Source organism: Caloramator sp. CAR-1 (assembly GCF_030546345.1).
Classification (GTDB): Bacteria; Bacillota; Clostridia; order Clostridiales; family Caloramatoraceae; genus Caloramator; species Caloramator australicus.
The window spans coordinates 80036-96740 of the sequence record NZ_JAUONW010000004.1; the positions used below are offsets into that span (position 1 = coordinate 80036).

Below are 16705 nucleotides of genomic sequence, written 5' to 3' on the forward strand. Positions count from 1 at the left end.
TCCTCCATCAACAAAGTTTTTTAGCAAGCTGCCTTGAAAGTTCTAAAAAATTTTCTTTTTTCCCCTCAATATCCTTCTTTATTATTTTTCCACCTTTTTCATTTACGCCAATAATATAAATATAATCACCTTCAATTTTTGCATATGCAGCTACTAAGCTATGACATCCTCCATTTAATAATTTCATAATATTTCTTTCCGCCTCAACACACATTCTTATATCTTCTTTATTTAAAACCTTCATCATATCATAAAATTCATTATTCTTTAATGTTTCAATACAAAGAGCTCCTTGACCACAAGCAGGGATTATTTTTTCTATATCAAAATATTCTGTTACAATAGCATCTATTCCTAACCTTTTTAGTCCTGCAGCTGCAAGCACAACTCCATCTAAATTCTCTCTTTCAATTTTTTCTATTCTTGTATTAACATTTCCCCTTATAGGAACTATCTCTATATCACCCCTTAATGCTAAAAGCTGCTTTGCCCTTCTAATGCTGCTTGTCCCAATTCTTGCGCCCCTTCTTTGCTCAAAAAAAGTCAAACCATTCATGGAAACAAAAGCATCCCTCGCATCATCTCTTATTGGAACTGCTGCTATCTCAAAATTATCATCAAGTTCTGTTGGAACATCCTTTAAACTATGAACAGCTATATCGGCCTCCTTTTTTAACAAAGCAATTTCAATTTCCTTAATAAAAAGGCCTTTTCCTCCTATTTTATCTAGTGAAACATCTAAAATTCTGTCTCCTTTTGTTGTATAAAGTCTTTTTTCACATTCTAAATTTAATTTATCACTTATCATCTCTATTATTATGTCTGCCTGTTTTTCTGCAAGGGAACTTTTCCTAGTTGCAACCTTAATCATAATTACCCTCCAAAAACATTTTTAAAATAAGATCTGAATACCCTTTTTTGTAAAAGTAATAAAAATCATCACTATTGATAAAAGCCATTAAATCTGTCTTTTTGTTCCCTTTAAATTGAGCTCTTAATTTACTTGTATATCCAATAAAATCATCATATTTTTCTAAAAGTCTTTTAATTTTTGTAGATAAAAATACTGCTGCCTTAGGATTGCCAAAATTCGTATTTAAACTTAAAGTTACATTTTTAGTCCTTACATTCATCGATGAGACCATATTACCATTTAAAAAATTACTACAATCAATATATAATTTGCTATATTGTTTACAATCTTTAATGATTTCCTCCTTAATTGCTCCATCCAAAGCTATTACCATAATATGTTTGTCTAAAATAAAATCTGATCTATATTCTCCATTAAATAAGTATAAATTATCATATTTTAATCTATAAAATTCATCTAAAAAATCCTTAGATAATACATAAACTTTAGCTCCACTTTTTAAAAAGGATTTAGTCTTTATAAGACTTGCCCTTCCTCCTCCGATAATACCTATTCGTATTTTTGGGGAAATTAAACTAACTCCTAAATACTCTAATTCTTTATTATTTTTTCTATTATTCTTATACATTCATCTCCCCTACCCTCTAAATATTCCTCCTTTAATACCTTTATAATCCTATGGGCAAAATAGTCTGAAACACTTTTAAAGTAAAATTCAGCCATCTCAAAATCTAAACTATTATTTTTATATTTTTTAATAAATTTATCCAACCTTACTTTATAATTTTTGTTACTAACATCTTGAATATTTTTTATCAAAGGAATTATTTCTGATATTTTTTCCCATTTCATAAATTCACTTACATAATCATCAATAATAAATCTATATTCTTGCATAATCTTATATCTTAAATTGATATTATTTTCATTCATTTTTGATATAGCATCAATATCATAAAGCTCAATACCATCTATTAACTTCACATCCTCCTCCACATCCCTTGGCATCGCAAGATCAAAGATAAGCATTTTTTTCTTGATATCCCCTTTTTTTATAATAGTATGTGGAGCAGAGGTAGCAGAAATTATACATTCAACAGCTTCAATATAGTTTTTCCAATTTTTAAATTCTATAAATTCTAATCTATCATCCATATTTTTAACTTTATTTTTATCTCTAACCGCTATAAAAATTTTCTCAACACTTTTTGTTAATAAATATTTACATGTTAACTCCCCAATCTCACCAAATCCAAGTATTAAAACCTTTTTAATACTTCTTTTTTTAACTTCATTAGCTATAATAGATGCCGATGATACAGGATACATATATAATTTAGCCTTTCTTCTAAACTCCTTACCACATGCAACAGCTCTTTGAAAAAGTCTTGATAAAATTCTCATGCATGATTTGTTTTCCCTTGCTATTTCATAGGCTCTTTTAATTTGTCCTAAAATTTGTTCTTCTCCAACTATCAAAGAATCAAACCCACATGCAACTTCAAAAATATGTTTAACAGCGTCAAAATCCGTTAAATAAAACAAATTATCTTTATTATCATCCCACTCTAAACTTTTTAACATTTTATCTAGATTATATTGCTCATTATAATAATATATCTCTGTTCTATTACAAGTGCTAAGAATAATAACTTCCTCACAAATTTCCTTTAATTTTTCTAATTTTTGAGGAATTCTTTTCTCAATTATTGACAATTTTTCTCTTATTCTTATGTCTGTCTTTGGACTTATTCCTATTACTCCAACCAATTCCATCACCACTTTAAAACATATTGAAGTATTTCATCTATACTATATATTCCATCTTCTTTAGGTCTTAAAATAACCAATGGAACTATACCTATTTTTTTACACGCTCTTATTTTTTGCAATGTTCCACCTTCGTTACCACTATCCTTCATAACTACATACTTAGCATCAAATTCTTTAAAAAAAGCTTCGTTAAAATCTTCAGAAAATACTCCTTTAATTGCTACTAGGTCACTTATTGGTATTCCTAAAGATATACACTTTTTAATACTGTCCTCTGATGGTAAAATTCTATAGATAAATCTTCTACCATTTTTTACTCTTTCAAATACTTCTATATTATTTGAACCTATAGTAAAAACAACATTCCCTTCTTTGTCTTTTAAGTAATCAGCACATTCATTAAAATCTTTAAAAACAACACAACCATCAAGTTCTGTTTCATTCCTTAAATACCTTATATATTCAATTTTAAACTCCTCTGCCACTTTTTTAGAATTCAATGAAACTTCCTTTGCAAATGGATGTGACATATCAACTATAAGATCTATATTATTTTTAAATACAAATTTTTTCATATCTTCATAGTTTAACCTTACCTTAACAATATTATATTTAAAGAATTCCCTTTCACCTTCATCAGTAGCAACAGTTGCTATATAATTTACCTTACCATGGACATTTTCCAAAAGCTTTTTAGCCTCATAAGTCCCAGAGATAATCCAAATCAAATAATATACCCCCTTGGAGTTATCATATATCCATCTTTAACATAGGTCATACTATTGCCTATTATTAAAATAGTTCTCATATCAATATTCTCAAGATTAATACTATCAAGAGTAGTTATAATCTTTTCTTCATTATATCTTCTTGCGTTTTTTACAATACCTACAAAAGTTTTTGGATTTCTATATCTTAAAATAATCTCCAATGCTCTATTAAGGTTATAAACTCTTGCCGAACTCTTAGGATTATATAATGCTATAACAAAGTCTCCTTCAGCAGCAGCTTTAATCCTTTTTTCAATAATCTGCCAGGGAGTTAAAAGATCACTAAGACTAATAGAGCAAAAATCATGCATAATAGGTGCACCTAAGCTAGCTGCTGCTAAAAAAGCAGAAGTAACTCCGGGAATGATTTCATATTCTATATCTGTGTTGAGTTCTAAAAGAAGTCCTGCCATACCGTAAAGTCCTGAATCCCCAGATGATATAACACCGGTATCATATCCTTCCTTTACCTTGCTAATAGCTAGTCTGCATCTTTCAACCTCACTCTTCATTGAAGTTTTTATTATTACTTTATCTTTAATAAAATCTTTAATTAATTCTATATAAAAATCGTAACCAACGATTACCTGACATTTTTTAATACATTCTACAGCCCTTAAGGTCATATCCTCCCTCTGACCCGAACCTATACCTATAACATATAATTTTGCCATATTCAATCCTCCTTTGAAACAGCAACTGTTACCCCATCTATGATTTTCCTATTAACTATAATATTTGGTGATAAAAGATATGCACAGGGCTCGGCAACAGAATATATTCCAAAGTTCCTATAAACCCATGGACTTTTGGGGAAGTTTTCCTCAACCTTTTTGATTTCCTCTCTTGAAAAAAAGATAACCGGAAGTTTTTTTTCTTTTGCAAATCTTAAAAGCCCTTCTTCATCCTTTTTTATATCTAAAGTCCCAATAGACTTTATACTAAACATACTTAAATTATTTTCTTTAAAAACTCTTTGAATTGCTGAATCAATTTTCTCAAAACTTGTCCCCCTTTTACATCCTATTCCAACATGTAAAACCTTTGGTCTTAATATACAATAAGGTTCTTTTCTAGGAAATTCATCCTTATAAGTAATATAAATAAATGCCTCGCCTTCATCGGTTATATTTGGATAATCAATTTTAATATTTATAGAAGAACATATAGAAATTGTTCTCCCCTCAATCATTAGGGATGTAATTCTTTTCAATCTTTCCTTATCTTCTATATAAAAATCATTATCCTTTGCTATAAGGTCAAGGGATTTGAATCCCCTTCCATCTGATGCAGTTGTAACAATTGGCATAGCACCTATTTTCTCGGCTACTTCAATACAAAATTCATTCGCTCCTCCAAAATGTCCTGATAGTAAACTAATCACATATCTACCCATATCATCTATCACTAATACCGCTGGATCTTGCCATTTACTTCTTATATAAGGAGCTAAAATCCTAACTGCTATACCTACAGCAGAAATAAAAATAATCCTTTCATACTTTACTATCTTCTCAATGTTTTCTTTAAAATTCTCTTTAGAAAAAACATCTACCTTTTCATAGACATCTTTTATCTTTTTTACAACTTTTTCTCCTTCCTTAGTAAAATAAATACAAGCTATCATTCCTTTGCCTCCCTAAAGCCATGGCTAAAATTTTTAGAATACAAAAGGCTTCTTGAGGATTTTTTCAAAAATTCACCAACGAGTATTTGAGCAGTTTTGTTTATTCCAACACTTTTAACCTTTTCTGCAATATCCTTAAGCGTTCCTAATATAATTTTTTCATCTTTCCAAGTAGCTTTATAAACAACCGCAACTGGAACATTTTCATCTTCATATCCTTTTATAAGTTTTTCCACAACTTTATCTATATCTTGAACCGACAAAAATATTGCCATAGAGGCTTTGTGCTTTGCTAAAAGTTCTAAATCTTCGCTTTCAGGAACACTAGTCCTTCCGGATAACCTTGTTATAATTATGCTTTGTGAAATTTTAGGAACTGTAAATTCCTTTTTCAATACCGAACAACTTGCTGTAAAGCTACTCACTCCTGGAATAATTTCGTATTTAATGCCTAATTTATCCATCTGATCCATCTGTTCACCTATTGCCCCATAAATAGTTGGATCACCAGTATGAAGTCTCACAATAACCTTATCTTCTCCATCGTATTTTCTTATATATTCTATAATCTCCTCTAAAGTTAATCTGGAACTATCAATAATAATTGCATCTTCTCGACAAAATTTTAAGTGTTCACTTGAAACTAAAGAGCCTGCATAAATTATAACATCTGCTTTTTCAAGCAATTTTCTCCCCTTTACCGTAATTAAATCTACATCTCCTGGACCTGCACCAACAAAATAAACCATATACTCACTCCCTAAAGGATATTATCAAAGCAAGATAATCCTCATCTTTTTCTATATCTTCCTCATCCATTAAAATTTTTTCACCATCCAAAGTGCACCTTTTAATATAGTAGTTTTTAAAGCCTTTTTCTTTTAACTTCTTTATTATCTCCTTTTTGTTGTTAGCTTTAAGGAAAATTATTTTGTCTATATCATTAACTTTATCTAATTCAATATTTTTATCTGTAATTAAAACAGATTCATTTTTAACTGCAAAGGGTAATTTGATTTTTGAAAAGGCTGCATTATATGATGTAACTCCTGGAATTATTTCTACTTTAATACCGAATTTATTTATTTCTCTGTATAAATATATAAATGTGCTATAAGTTAAAGGATCTCCTAACGTTAAAAAACAAGCAACATCAATATCTCTAAAAACTTCATTTATAATTTTTGCTGCTTCTTTGTAGTTAAACTTATTTTCTTCTCCCATAGGGAAATTAAGTTCAATTATTTTTTTACCCATTAAATATCCTTTAACTATCTCCTTTGCTAAGCTTTTTCCTTTGCTAGCTGGAACAAATATGATACTACTTTCGTTTATAACCCTTAAAGCTTTTAATGTTAAAAGTTCTGGATCTCCTGGTCCTATTCCTATTCCATAAAATGTTTTCAAAATATCACCTACCTCTTGTAGCCCTCGCTATAAAAATAGGATTGTTGGCCTTTAAAAGATCGTTTTCTATTTTTGAAATCGATAGCATCCTAACCTCAAGATCATATTTTAATTCTCTAAAAGTTTTAATAAATAAACTTAAATTTTCCACCTTAATAAAATTCGCAACAACAATTTTATTATTTGGATTTTTATCAATTAAATTTATAATTTTTAAAAGGTTACCACCACTACCTCCAATAAAACATTTAGTAAAATTCAAACTTTCTATATAATCCTCTGCATTTCCCTTTATAATTTCTATATCTACGTTAAATTTTTCTTTATTCTTTTTTAGAAGCTTAACAGCCTCATCATCCCTATCAATAGCGAAAACACTTGCACCCAAAATTGCAGCTTGAATTGAAATACTACCCGTTCCTGCCCCTATGTCAAGTAAAACATCTTTATTGCATATATCAAGATATGCTAAACTAATAACCCTTGCCTCAAATTTTGTCATAGGGACATCTCCCCTTACAAAATATTCATCCTTTATCCACATGCTTCCACCACCAAAATACTCAAATTAGACATCTCTTCAAAAGTATCACCTATGTTTCCTTCAACAATCACTTCATCCTCATATGACAAATTGAATCCTACATAAATTTTCCCTTTATAACCTTTCCAAAACAAATGCTCTGAAAAGAAAGACGGATTATATTTTGAATCTGTAAATATAATAGTTATTCCATTCCTTTTTACCTTATCTAAATCAGCCTCTCTTCCATGAAAACTTAAAATCAAAGCATCGTTCCAACTCTTTTTTAATTTACACATCATATATTGAAAGGACGATATGGAGGGAATTACCTTTTCAATTTTTATCCCTTTTCTTTGTAAAAAATCAAAGGCACTATATAAAAGCGGATCACCAGAAACAACTAATGTAACATTTCCGTCGTAATCTAATATATCTTCCAAGGTTCGTATATATTTTACAGATACCATATCTTCTAATTCTTTCCCTAATCTTGAAAAAGCTAAAACTTGTCTTGAATTTTTAATAACTTCTATAGCCTCAAGACTTGCATATTTAATATTTCCAGGTCCAATACCTACAAGAATCATTGCACCACCCTACCATCCTTAAAGGTATAAATTATAACATCTAATTCGATATCATAATCGCTTATATAGTTTCTTATTCTGTCTATTATTCCTTGTTTCATATCATTAAATATGACATCATATCCTCTTTCTTTTATAAAAGCTGCCACCTCCTCCGCTGTTTTAAACTTCTCAACCCTTTGAATTATTTCATAGGGACATCTTTTTTTTGCAAGATAATACACAAAGGCTTCCATTCTTGAATCCACTACTTTACTATGTGTATTAAAGGCTCCTATTGACAACTTGCACATTTTTCCTATATGGCCAACTATCGTAATTTTTTTAAAACCAACTTCCTTAGCATATAAAAGAGCATCGCCAATATAATTTGATGTCTTTATAATATCTCCCTTTATACCATTTTTTTTAACAAATTCTTCTCCATGATTTCCAAAAGTAAATATTACTTGATTACTTTTTCTGATAAGTATATCAAGCTGCATATAAATTGTCTTTTTCATCGCATCATCAGACATAGGATAAACTATCCCTTTAGTCCCTATTATTGAAATGCCTCCCACTATACCAATCTTTGGATTATATGTTTTTTTAGCAATTTCAATCCCATCAGGTGCAAAAATCAAAACATCTGCTCCTTTTGGATACACCTCCATAACAGCTTCTTTAATCATTTCCCTTGGGACTTTATTTATTGCAACCTCACCCTTCTTACCAAAAGGCGAATCTTCTATAAATCTTCCTATTCCTATTCCACCATCTATATTTACTTTTCCATCTTGCCTTAACTTAACTTTAGAATAAATCTTTATCTTATCAGTAACATCCACATCATCTCCAGCATCTTTTTTTACAGAAGCTACTGCAAATTCTCCCTCTTTAAAGCATTCAATAACTTTAATTTTTAGTGTTATCCCTTCAGGAGTTTTTATTTCAACAAATTTCGTTTCAACCCCCAATAGTTTTAATAACGCAGCCTTCGTTGCAGCTGCTGCACAACTTCCAGTAGTATAACCTAGTCTTAACTTTTTCCCTTCATGGATTACATATTCCATCATCTTCCCACCGCCATATATAGTATTGCATTAAATATGGCAGCAGCCACATTGCTTCCTCCCTTTGTTCCTTTTGTCGTAATAGAAGGGACATCCAGTTTATATAAAATCTCCTTCGACTCTTCTGCTCCAACAAAACCAACAGGAACGCCTATAATTAATTTAGGCAAAATTATTCCTTTTTCAATATACTCACAAAGTCTAAAAAGAGCCGTTGGAGCATTTCCTATTACAAATACCTCTGTCCCGTCCTCAACTGCTTTATCTATAGCTGCCATAGAACGTGTTATTTTTTTTAGCCTTGAAATTTCATAAATTTCCTCTTCATCAATATAACAATGAATTGATGACTCCGTTATTAAAAGGGATTTTTTATTTATTCCTGACAAAGCCATTTTCGTATCTGTAAAAACTTTTGTCCCACCTCTAATTGTTTCTATCCCTACATTAACAGGTTTATTTTTAAACCTAATTATATTTTCATAATCATAATCCCCTGTAGAATGAATCGCTCTTAAAACAACAGGTATTTCATCTAAAGTAAATTTCCTTTTAATATTTGATTTTATAATTTCAAAGCTTTTTTCCTCTATTTTTAAAGGGTCCTTAATGTATTTCATATAATCTTCCTTTCCCCATTAAATCGTTCCTTTAGAATTTCTAAAATAAATGGATGATATTCAATTGGACTTGTAAATTCTATTGTTAAATCTTTATATTTGTTTGCAACTTCTTTTAATAGATTTGGAATATCCTCTTTTATATGAATTCCTGTATACAGAAAATAAGGTATAGCAATTATTCGTTTTATTCCTTGTTTGTAAATTTCATCAATCGCTTTTTTTATATTAGGTTCATTAAACTCCATAAATGCTGGAAAAACCTTTATATTCATAAAATTCTGGAACTCATCCGAAACTTTTAAAAAGGTTTTATAAGCATCTTGACTCCTACTTCCATGACTTATTAAAAGAATAGCTTCCATTTTTATTCTCCTTTCATTCTTCGTAAAATATTTTTAACTATATTAAAACTGCCAAAGAAGCTTACATGAGGATACATTGCAAAGGCATTTTTATATTGATATCCACAATCAGTAATTCTATTTCCCATTGCCTTCTTAACCCTTAAAATTTTTTCATGCTTTAAATTTACAACTGACTTATGGAACTCATGTCCTGTAAATTTATCTCCCTTATAACCAATAACACAATCTCTTTCAATTTCAACTTCTACATATCCAAAATTTTGTAACTTGTCCGTCATATATGTTTCGCCTTTAAAAATACCAACCATATATCTATCATCTATCTTTTCTGTTAAATACATAAGTCCACCGCATTCAGCAAACAAAAAACCACCGCCTTCAACAAAATCTCTAATTGACATTAACATTTTTTTGTTTGCCGAAAGCTCCTCTTTAAAAATCTCTGGATACCCTCCCCCAATATAAACAAAATCAGCATCTGGTAAAACCTTATCTTTAATCGGCGAAAAAAATTCAACTTCAAACAGTGAATTTAAAATATCTATATTTTCCCTATAATAAAACGAAAAGGCTCTATCTAATGCAATTGCAGCTTTAAAATTTGTTTTAGTGAATGTCATCGGACTAAATACATTAATTTCTTTTGTTAATTTCAAAAATTCATCTAAATCTACATTTTTTTTTATTTCGTGTGAAACCTTCTCTATCTTTTCCTCCAAATCTTCTACCTCTACACTTTGAATTAATCCCAAATGTCTTGAATTTATTTCCAAATATTTACTTTCTTCTATAAAACCTAAAACTTTTATTCCAACATATTTTTCAACTATTTCCTTTAATAATTTAAAATAGTTTTTAGAAACTCTGTTAAAAATAATTCCTTTTATATTAGGAGCAAAATTTACCATACCCTGAATTTTGGGAACTACACTAAACATCTCACCCTTTGGAGCATAAACCAGAATAGCATTTAAATTTAAATCTTTTGCTATGCTGTATGTCGAATTTTCAAAGGTATTATATATCCCATCAAAATATCCCATAACACCTTCAATGATACAAAGGTCTAAATCCTTATTTATTAAAATTTTATATTCCTTTCCTTGAAGAAAAGAATCCAAATTTTGAGCTTCTTGACCTGAAATTCTTCTTAAAAAAGCCGTGTCGATATAGTCAGGTCCAACTTTGCATGGAAAAACCGTATATTTTAAATCTTTAAGAGTTTTTATAATTCCCAAAGTTAATATTGTTTTTCCACTGCCACTATTTGGTGCTGCAATCACTATTCCCTTCATTTTATCCCCCTCAAAAAGCTTTTTTTAATGTTTTTAATAAGTAAGACTTATATCCTTTAAAGTTTACATCCAAATATACAGGTTTTTCAAACACTATACCTAACATATTTCCACTATGTGCACCAATTAAACCTAATGCTCCTTTTTTTCTTGATAACCATAAACAATCATCGAGAATTTGATAAGGCAATCTTTGCTGATTTCTTATTATACTCTCAGTTGAAATCTGTGCTAATGTCCTTATATCTTTATTTTTAATTGCAACTTTTAATTCGTCGAATAAATCAGAAACATTCGCTAAACTTATTTTTACATTTTTATTAAACTCAACCGTATCTATTTCCTTTTCTCCTTCAAAAGCCCAAACATAAAATTCAAAATATTCTCCAAGTTCTTCATAATATTCTCCATTTTTATAATCAAAGGCACATGCTTTATTAAAAATAATACTATCTGTGGGTTCAATTTTTATTGTTTCTCTAATAAGTTCCTCTTGATTGTATTCTTTGTTAAACTTCTTTAATAAGCAATGATAAAGAGCACATAGGTCTGCCGTGCTGCTGGCAAAGCCTTTCCCTTTTGGAATAGTTGAATTTATTTTAAAATACACTTCCTCTTCTATATCCCAAGAAATCAAGAGATTCTTAGAAAAATTTTTTGCCTTGTAATTACCATCATCGAAAAGATCATCAATTAATTCCACATAAGTAAAAAGATTAACCGGAAAGGAAACTAAAATATCTTTATCCTTTACTCTTCCCTGAAGAATCTCTCCAATGCTTCCTGGGTATTTAAATTTCATCTTCATCACCTAAAATATTATTAATTTCTCTTAATAAAACTTCATTATCTTCTTTTCTTTTTATTGCTATTCTAATAAATGTATTATCTAATCCATAAAAATTTGAGCATTTCCGTATTAATATATTTTTTTGCAACAATCTTTCAAATATATATTCTTCATCATATTTTAATAATTTAATAAGCATAAAATTGCAATCTGTGTTAAAGGGTTTAACATTTTTAATTTCACTAAGTCGTTTAAACATATAATCCTTTTGAATCTTTATATATTCTTTAGTCTTTTTTATATAATCTTCATTAAAAATAATATCAGCAGCAAGTTCTGCAAATATATTTACTGTCCAAGGTAATTCATAATTTGAATACTTATCAACAAAATTTTTATCAGCATAAGCATATCCAAGCCTTATTCCAGGTAATGCAAAAAACTTAGTAGCAGCTCTTATAATACATACGTTTTTAAAAGCTCTAAGTTCCTTTATACTATCGTATCCTTCACAAAACTCAAAAAAAGCCTCATCAAGCAGCAAAAAAGCACCTCTTTTTTCCGTTAAACTAGCTATCTCGATCAATTTATCTTTATCTATTCTAAGACCAGTTGGATTATTAGGATTACCTAAAATCAAAAGATCCGACGATTTTAAATGTTTGTGAAGTAAATCTAAATCTAAACTAAAATCATCTTTAAGATATAACATTAACACTTCCTTTTTATACAACTTAGGTCTTAATATATATTCAATAAAACATGGAACAAAAACAACTATCCTTTCAAACATCAAAACTATATTGTTTAATATATCCACAGCACCATTTCCAACTATTACTTCTTCAACATTTACTCCTAAATAGTCAGCAATCCTTTTTTTTAAATTTCTATATTTAATATCTGGATAAACCTCAACCCTATTAAAATTTTGAAATAAATGTTCCTTCAACCCCTCAACAATTCCAAGAGGATTTATATTGCTTGAAAAATCTAATACAGTTTTTTGTATGGAATATATATCTCCTCCGTGTATCATACATCCTCCTTAAATCCAAAAACTTAATATTAATGAAATTATTAAAAACAAAAATTCTGTTCTAAACATTATTTTTATAGTTTTTAATATATCTTCCTTTTCTAACTCTCTAACCGCATCACCAATCGTAGGTTTTTTAACAAGTTCACCAAAGTAATAATTATCTCCACCGAGCCTTACCTTTAAAAGTCCAGCTGCTGCACCCTCAGGATAAGCACAATTTGGACTTTTATGATTTTTTCGATCTCTTATCATTATTTTTAAAGCATACTTTATATCATAATTGAATATCCCTGACAATATCATTAGAAATCCTGTAATACGTGCAGGAATAAAATTGAAAATATCATCTGTCTTAGCAGGAAAAAAACCAATATACCTATATTCTTCCTTCATATATCCAAGCATTGAATCCATTGTATTTACCATTTTATAAACAAATCCTAAAGGAGTTCCAAAGATCAGGAAAAAAATAGGAGCAATTACTCCATCAGAAGTATTTTCAGCAACTGTTTCTACTGTTGCCCTTATAATTTCCTTTTCTTCTAAATTTTTAGTATCACGTCCTACTATGAAAGAAAGTCTATATCTTGCTTCATCTAAAGAAATATTTAATGCTTTAAAAACCTTGAAAGCCTCATCCCTTAAACTTCTTGCAGCCACCAAAGTATATATAAAAAATATATTTACAGCATGATATATATACTTATTAAACCTTAAAGCTTTCAAAATATAAAATGGAATAAAATATGCTAAAGATATATTAATTAAAACAATTAAAAATCCTGCAAAATATAAACCATTACCTCTAAACAATCTTCTTGAAATCTTTTCCTCAAATGCAATAAGTTTTCCCATAAATTTTACAGGATGTGGAAACCAATAAGGATCACCAAATATCAAATCTAAAATACATCCTAACAAAATATCAATCATATCACTCTTCCTCTTTCATGAGCTTATATATGAAATCTATATCCACATTTTGTCTAAAAATGTCCGCAAGTTTATTAAGCTCCTCCTCCCTTTTTTCATCCAAATCAACGGACTTTTTTATTCTTATCCCCTTTTTATCCCTAATTAAATTTAAAATAAAACTCCTAAACTCTCCTGAATCAAAAATTCCATGAACATATGTTCCAAAATACTTATTATCCTTATAATCTCCATCAAGATAATTTTCTTTTTCAAAATTTATTTCAACAAAAGGATTTTTATTATTTATGGTTTTTCCCATATGTATTTCATATCCTTTTATTCTTTTACCAAAAGCTTGTCCTGAAATATTTCTTGTCTTTTTATCTCCAAGCAAAAAAGTTGTTGTATCAAAAAACTTAAGTCCCTCCTCAAAATCTCCCTTTTGTGTTTCCCAACCTTCTACATCTATTACTTTATTCCCCATCATTTGATATCCGCCACATATACCAAACACTATACCATCAAATTTTAAAAGTTCATCATAAAATCCGCTGACTTTTAACCATCTTAAATCCTCTAAAGTATTTTTACTTCCAGGTATTATTACCATATCTGCACCTTCAAGCTCAATAGGTCTATCAATAAACTTGATAGTTGCATCCTCGTCAAACATAAAAGCATCAAAATCTGTAAAATTTGAAATCCTAGGTAGATTTATAACCCTAATATTAATTTTGCCATTGGCCTTTTCCTTTCTGTATCCTGCAGCATCCTCGTCTTCAAGTTTTAAATTAAAATAGGGCACTATACCTATAACCGGAACATTTATTAATGATTCAATTTTTTCGATTCCGCTTTTTAGAAGTAATTTATCCCCTCTAAATTTATTTATAATTATTCCTTTTATTCTTTTTCTTTCTTCATCTTCAAGCAACATGTATGTTCCATAAATTGAAGCAAATACTCCACCTTTATCAATATCTGCCACTAAAATGACTTTTGAATTTGCAATATCTGCCATACCCATATTCACAATATCATTTTCTTTCAAGTTTATTTCTGCAGGACTTCCAGCTCCTTCTATAACGACTATGTCAAAATTTTTCTCTATCATTTTGTATATTTCTTTAATTTTATCCTTAAGGTTAGCTTTATATTCAAAATACTCAACTGCATCCATATTTTTGTATGGACGCCCCATTATAATAACCTGACTTTTTTTATCTGTGGTAGGTTTTAACAAAATTGGATTCATAAAAGCTCTTGGCTGTATACCTGCAGCTTGAGCTTGAAGAACTTGAGCTCTTCCCATCTCTAATCCTTCATCATCCACATAAGAATTTAATGACATATTTTGGGATTTGAATGGACATACCCTGTAACCATCTTGATAAAATATCCTACAAAGAGCTGCAACAGTTATACTTTTACCACAGGAGGATGATGTTCCTTGAACCATTATTCTCATTTAATCACTCCTTATAAAATCTTCCTAATATGTGTATAGGGATATCAATTTTCGATTTAAAATCTTCCAAATATTTTTCTTCTAATGTAACAATTGCACAGGTTGATGGTCCTCCAGACTTTTTTAAATCTATATCAATTTGATTTCTATAAACCAGTTTTAAATTATTAGCCCTTTCAATCTCCTTTAACTCAACATAAATCCCCTTTGAGCCTACAGGAAGAATTTCTTTAACATAGCTTATAGACCTAATTTCAATAAGTTTTTTTATCGTCAAGATTTCTCCTTTATCTTCTAATACTTCTTCTCCAACCTTTGGTATTCCTACTATCAACGCTATATCACCTTCATGGGTTGTTATTGGAAAATTCTTTTTTAAAAGATATCCTATAACAGTAATTCCAACACCTGTTTGCACAGTTTTAAAATTTTCTTCCGTGCTACCGTTTAAAATACAATCAACCAAACCAGCTTCCCTGGATAATTTTTTAATACCTTCAATGATCTTTATTCCATAATTATCCATTTCAACCGAAAGAGTATCTATTATCGTAATTGGCTGTGCCTTTATAGATATAACCTCAGCCAATGGAACATAAGCGGTATAATAACCTACTATTTCAGGCTCGGCTCTGACAACGTCAAATTCTTTTTTTCCAACCCCTCCACAAGAATCACAAGCAACAACAAGATATTTTTCATCGTCTAAATCAATTATTGTTAAATCCCTGTATCTTTCAATCCTCATATTATCACCTTATTTGCGTCAATTTAGACAAAGGAACTATAAATGGCCTGTTATTAATAGGATTTGTAAAAACAGAAACTTCTAAATTAAAAAGCATTTTAATAACATTTTTATTTATAACCTCTTTAGGTGTTCCAACTTTAATTATTCGTCCATCCTTCATTGCTATTAAAAAATCACTATATTGTGAAGCCATATTCAAATCATGTAATACACAAAAAATTGTAATATTTAGTTCTTCCTTTAATTTTAAAAGCAAATCCAAAATTTCTACCTGATAATTTATTTGAAACTCCCACGACTAAAGTCGCGGGATTCCTGCTTCATTGACCTTTTACCTACTATCTCCACAGGCGTTAATTCGAGTAGTCCCTACCCTACTGTTTTTACTTATGCTATACCTAATATCCTCTTTCCCTCTTTTAATATATTTTTAATTGCATTTACATCTCTATCGTGGACTGTCCTACATATTGGACATTCCCACTCCCTTATGTTTAAGTCTTTTACTTCTTCATTTTTATAACCACATATATTACATATTTGACTTGATGGATAAAACATATCTATTTTTACTATTGTTCTTCCATACCATAATGCTTTATATTCAAGCATATTTGCAAATTTTGACCATGCTACATCTGATATGGACTTTGATAGTTTGTTATTTCTTAACATATTCTTAACCTTTAAGTCCTCCAAAATTATAACTTGGTTTTCGTTTATAATTTTAGAGGACAGCTTTTGCAAAAAATCTTCCCTTTGGTTTCTTATCTTCTCATGTATTTTGGCTACTTTCTTAGCTTGTTTCTTAAAGTTAMTAATARCTAATTGTTTTTT

21 protein-coding genes are annotated in these 16705 nt (G+C 29.5%); all 21 read right to left on the bottom strand.

Annotation, left to right across the window (positions count from 1 at the left end):
• Positions 1-7 precede the first annotated feature (7 nt).
• A complete protein-coding gene (gene hemC / locus Q3V94_RS00890) occupies positions 8-874 on the bottom strand; it encodes a hydroxymethylbilane synthase (RefSeq protein WP_040306410.1) in 867 nt (288 codons plus the stop codon).
• The gene (locus Q3V94_RS00895; protein ID WP_008909204.1) at positions 864-1502 is read right to left on the bottom strand and encodes an NAD(P)-dependent oxidoreductase; all 639 of its coding nucleotides are present in this window, start codon (positions 1500-1502) and stop codon (positions 864-866) included. The genes hemC and Q3V94_RS00895 overlap by 11 nt, the downstream gene beginning before the upstream one ends.
• Complete coding sequence (gene hemA / locus Q3V94_RS00900) at positions 1466-2644, bottom strand: glutamyl-tRNA reductase (protein WP_040306445.1); 1179 nt, start codon at positions 2642-2644, stop codon at positions 1466-1468. Before hemA ends, Q3V94_RS00895 begins: the two co-directional genes overlap by 37 nt.
• 5 nt (positions 2645-2649) lie before the next feature.
• Positions 2650-3375, bottom strand: a complete 726-nt coding sequence (gene cobK, locus Q3V94_RS00905; protein ID WP_008909202.1) for a precorrin-6A reductase — start codon at positions 3373-3375, stop codon at positions 2650-2652.
• On the bottom strand, positions 3372-4091 hold the full coding sequence (gene cobJ, locus Q3V94_RS00910; RefSeq protein WP_008909201.1) for a precorrin-3B C(17)-methyltransferase: 720 nt from the start codon (positions 4089-4091) through the stop codon (positions 3372-3374). The genes cobK and cobJ overlap by 4 nt, the downstream gene beginning before the upstream one ends.
• A 2-nt stretch (positions 4092-4093) precedes the next feature.
• The gene (gene cbiG / locus Q3V94_RS00915; RefSeq protein ID WP_008909200.1) at positions 4094-5044 is read right to left on the bottom strand and encodes a cobalt-precorrin 5A hydrolase; all 951 of its coding nucleotides are present in this window, start codon (positions 5042-5044) and stop codon (positions 4094-4096) included.
• On the bottom strand, positions 5041-5793 hold the full coding sequence (gene cobM / locus Q3V94_RS00920) for a precorrin-4 C(11)-methyltransferase (RefSeq protein WP_008909199.1): 753 nt from the start codon (positions 5791-5793) through the stop codon (positions 5041-5043). Before cobM ends, cbiG begins: the two co-directional genes overlap by 4 nt.
• Positions 5794-5797: 4 nt before the next feature.
• Positions 5798-6451, bottom strand: coding sequence for a precorrin-2 C(20)-methyltransferase (cobI, locus tag Q3V94_RS00925; RefSeq protein WP_008909198.1), 654 nt, complete (start codon positions 6449-6451; stop codon positions 5798-5800).
• A gap of 4 nt (positions 6452-6455) precedes the next feature.
• Positions 6456-6995, bottom strand: a complete 540-nt coding sequence (cbiT, locus tag Q3V94_RS00930; protein WP_008909197.1) for a precorrin-6Y C5,15-methyltransferase (decarboxylating) subunit CbiT — start codon at positions 6993-6995, stop codon at positions 6456-6458.
• A complete protein-coding gene (cbiE, locus tag Q3V94_RS00935; protein ID WP_008909196.1) occupies positions 6986-7564 on the bottom strand; it encodes a precorrin-6y C5,15-methyltransferase (decarboxylating) subunit CbiE in 579 nt (192 codons plus the stop codon). Before cbiE ends, cbiT begins: the two co-directional genes overlap by 10 nt.
• A complete protein-coding gene (gene cbiD / locus Q3V94_RS00940; RefSeq protein WP_303524645.1) occupies positions 7561-8622 on the bottom strand; it encodes a cobalt-precorrin-5B (C(1))-methyltransferase CbiD in 1062 nt (353 codons plus the stop codon). Before cbiD ends, cbiE begins: the two co-directional genes overlap by 4 nt.
• The gene (locus Q3V94_RS00945) at positions 8619-9239 is read right to left on the bottom strand and encodes a precorrin-8X methylmutase (protein WP_303524646.1); all 621 of its coding nucleotides are present in this window, start codon (positions 9237-9239) and stop codon (positions 8619-8621) included. The genes cbiD and Q3V94_RS00945 overlap by 4 nt, the downstream gene beginning before the upstream one ends.
• The gene (locus tag Q3V94_RS00950) at positions 9236-9604 is read right to left on the bottom strand and encodes a sirohydrochlorin chelatase (RefSeq protein WP_008909193.1); all 369 of its coding nucleotides are present in this window, start codon (positions 9602-9604) and stop codon (positions 9236-9238) included. Before Q3V94_RS00950 ends, Q3V94_RS00945 begins: the two co-directional genes overlap by 4 nt.
• Positions 9605-9606: 2 nt before the next feature.
• On the bottom strand, positions 9607-10902 hold the full coding sequence (locus tag Q3V94_RS00955) for a cobyrinate a,c-diamide synthase (RefSeq protein WP_303524647.1): 1296 nt from the start codon (positions 10900-10902) through the stop codon (positions 9607-9609).
• Between the two features lie 10 nt (positions 10903-10912).
• On the bottom strand, positions 10913-11704 hold the full coding sequence (locus Q3V94_RS00960) for a Threonine kinase in B12 biosynthesis (RefSeq protein ID WP_008909191.1): 792 nt from the start codon (positions 11702-11704) through the stop codon (positions 10913-10915).
• Positions 11694-12731 carry a histidinol-phosphate transaminase gene (locus Q3V94_RS00965; RefSeq protein WP_008909190.1) on the bottom strand — a complete coding sequence of 346 codons (1038 nt, stop codon included), beginning with the start codon at positions 12729-12731 and terminating at the stop codon, positions 11694-11696. The genes Q3V94_RS00960 and Q3V94_RS00965 overlap by 11 nt, the downstream gene beginning before the upstream one ends.
• A 9-nt stretch (positions 12732-12740) precedes the next feature.
• Positions 12741-13667, bottom strand: a complete 927-nt coding sequence (gene cbiB, locus Q3V94_RS00970; RefSeq protein ID WP_008909189.1) for an adenosylcobinamide-phosphate synthase CbiB — start codon at positions 13665-13667, stop codon at positions 12741-12743.
• A 1-nt stretch (position 13668) separates the two neighbouring features.
• Positions 13669-15117 (bottom strand): cobyric acid synthase, encoded by a 1449-nt coding sequence (locus tag Q3V94_RS00975; protein WP_303524651.1) that lies wholly within the window; start codon positions 15115-15117, stop codon positions 13669-13671.
• 4 nt (positions 15118-15121) lie between these two features.
• Positions 15122-15865 carry an AIR synthase related protein gene (locus Q3V94_RS00980; RefSeq protein ID WP_008909187.1) on the bottom strand — a complete coding sequence of 248 codons (744 nt, stop codon included), beginning with the start codon at positions 15863-15865 and terminating at the stop codon, positions 15122-15124.
• Between the two features lie 4 nt (positions 15866-15869).
• Positions 15870-16130, bottom strand: coding sequence for an ABC transporter ATP-binding protein (locus tag Q3V94_RS00985; protein ID WP_008909186.1), 261 nt, complete (start codon positions 16128-16130; stop codon positions 15870-15872).
• 125 nt (positions 16131-16255) lie between these two features.
• The coding region (locus tag Q3V94_RS00990; RefSeq protein ID WP_303524655.1) for an RNA-guided endonuclease TnpB family protein at positions 16256-16705 on the bottom strand (450 nt) is incomplete at its 5' end.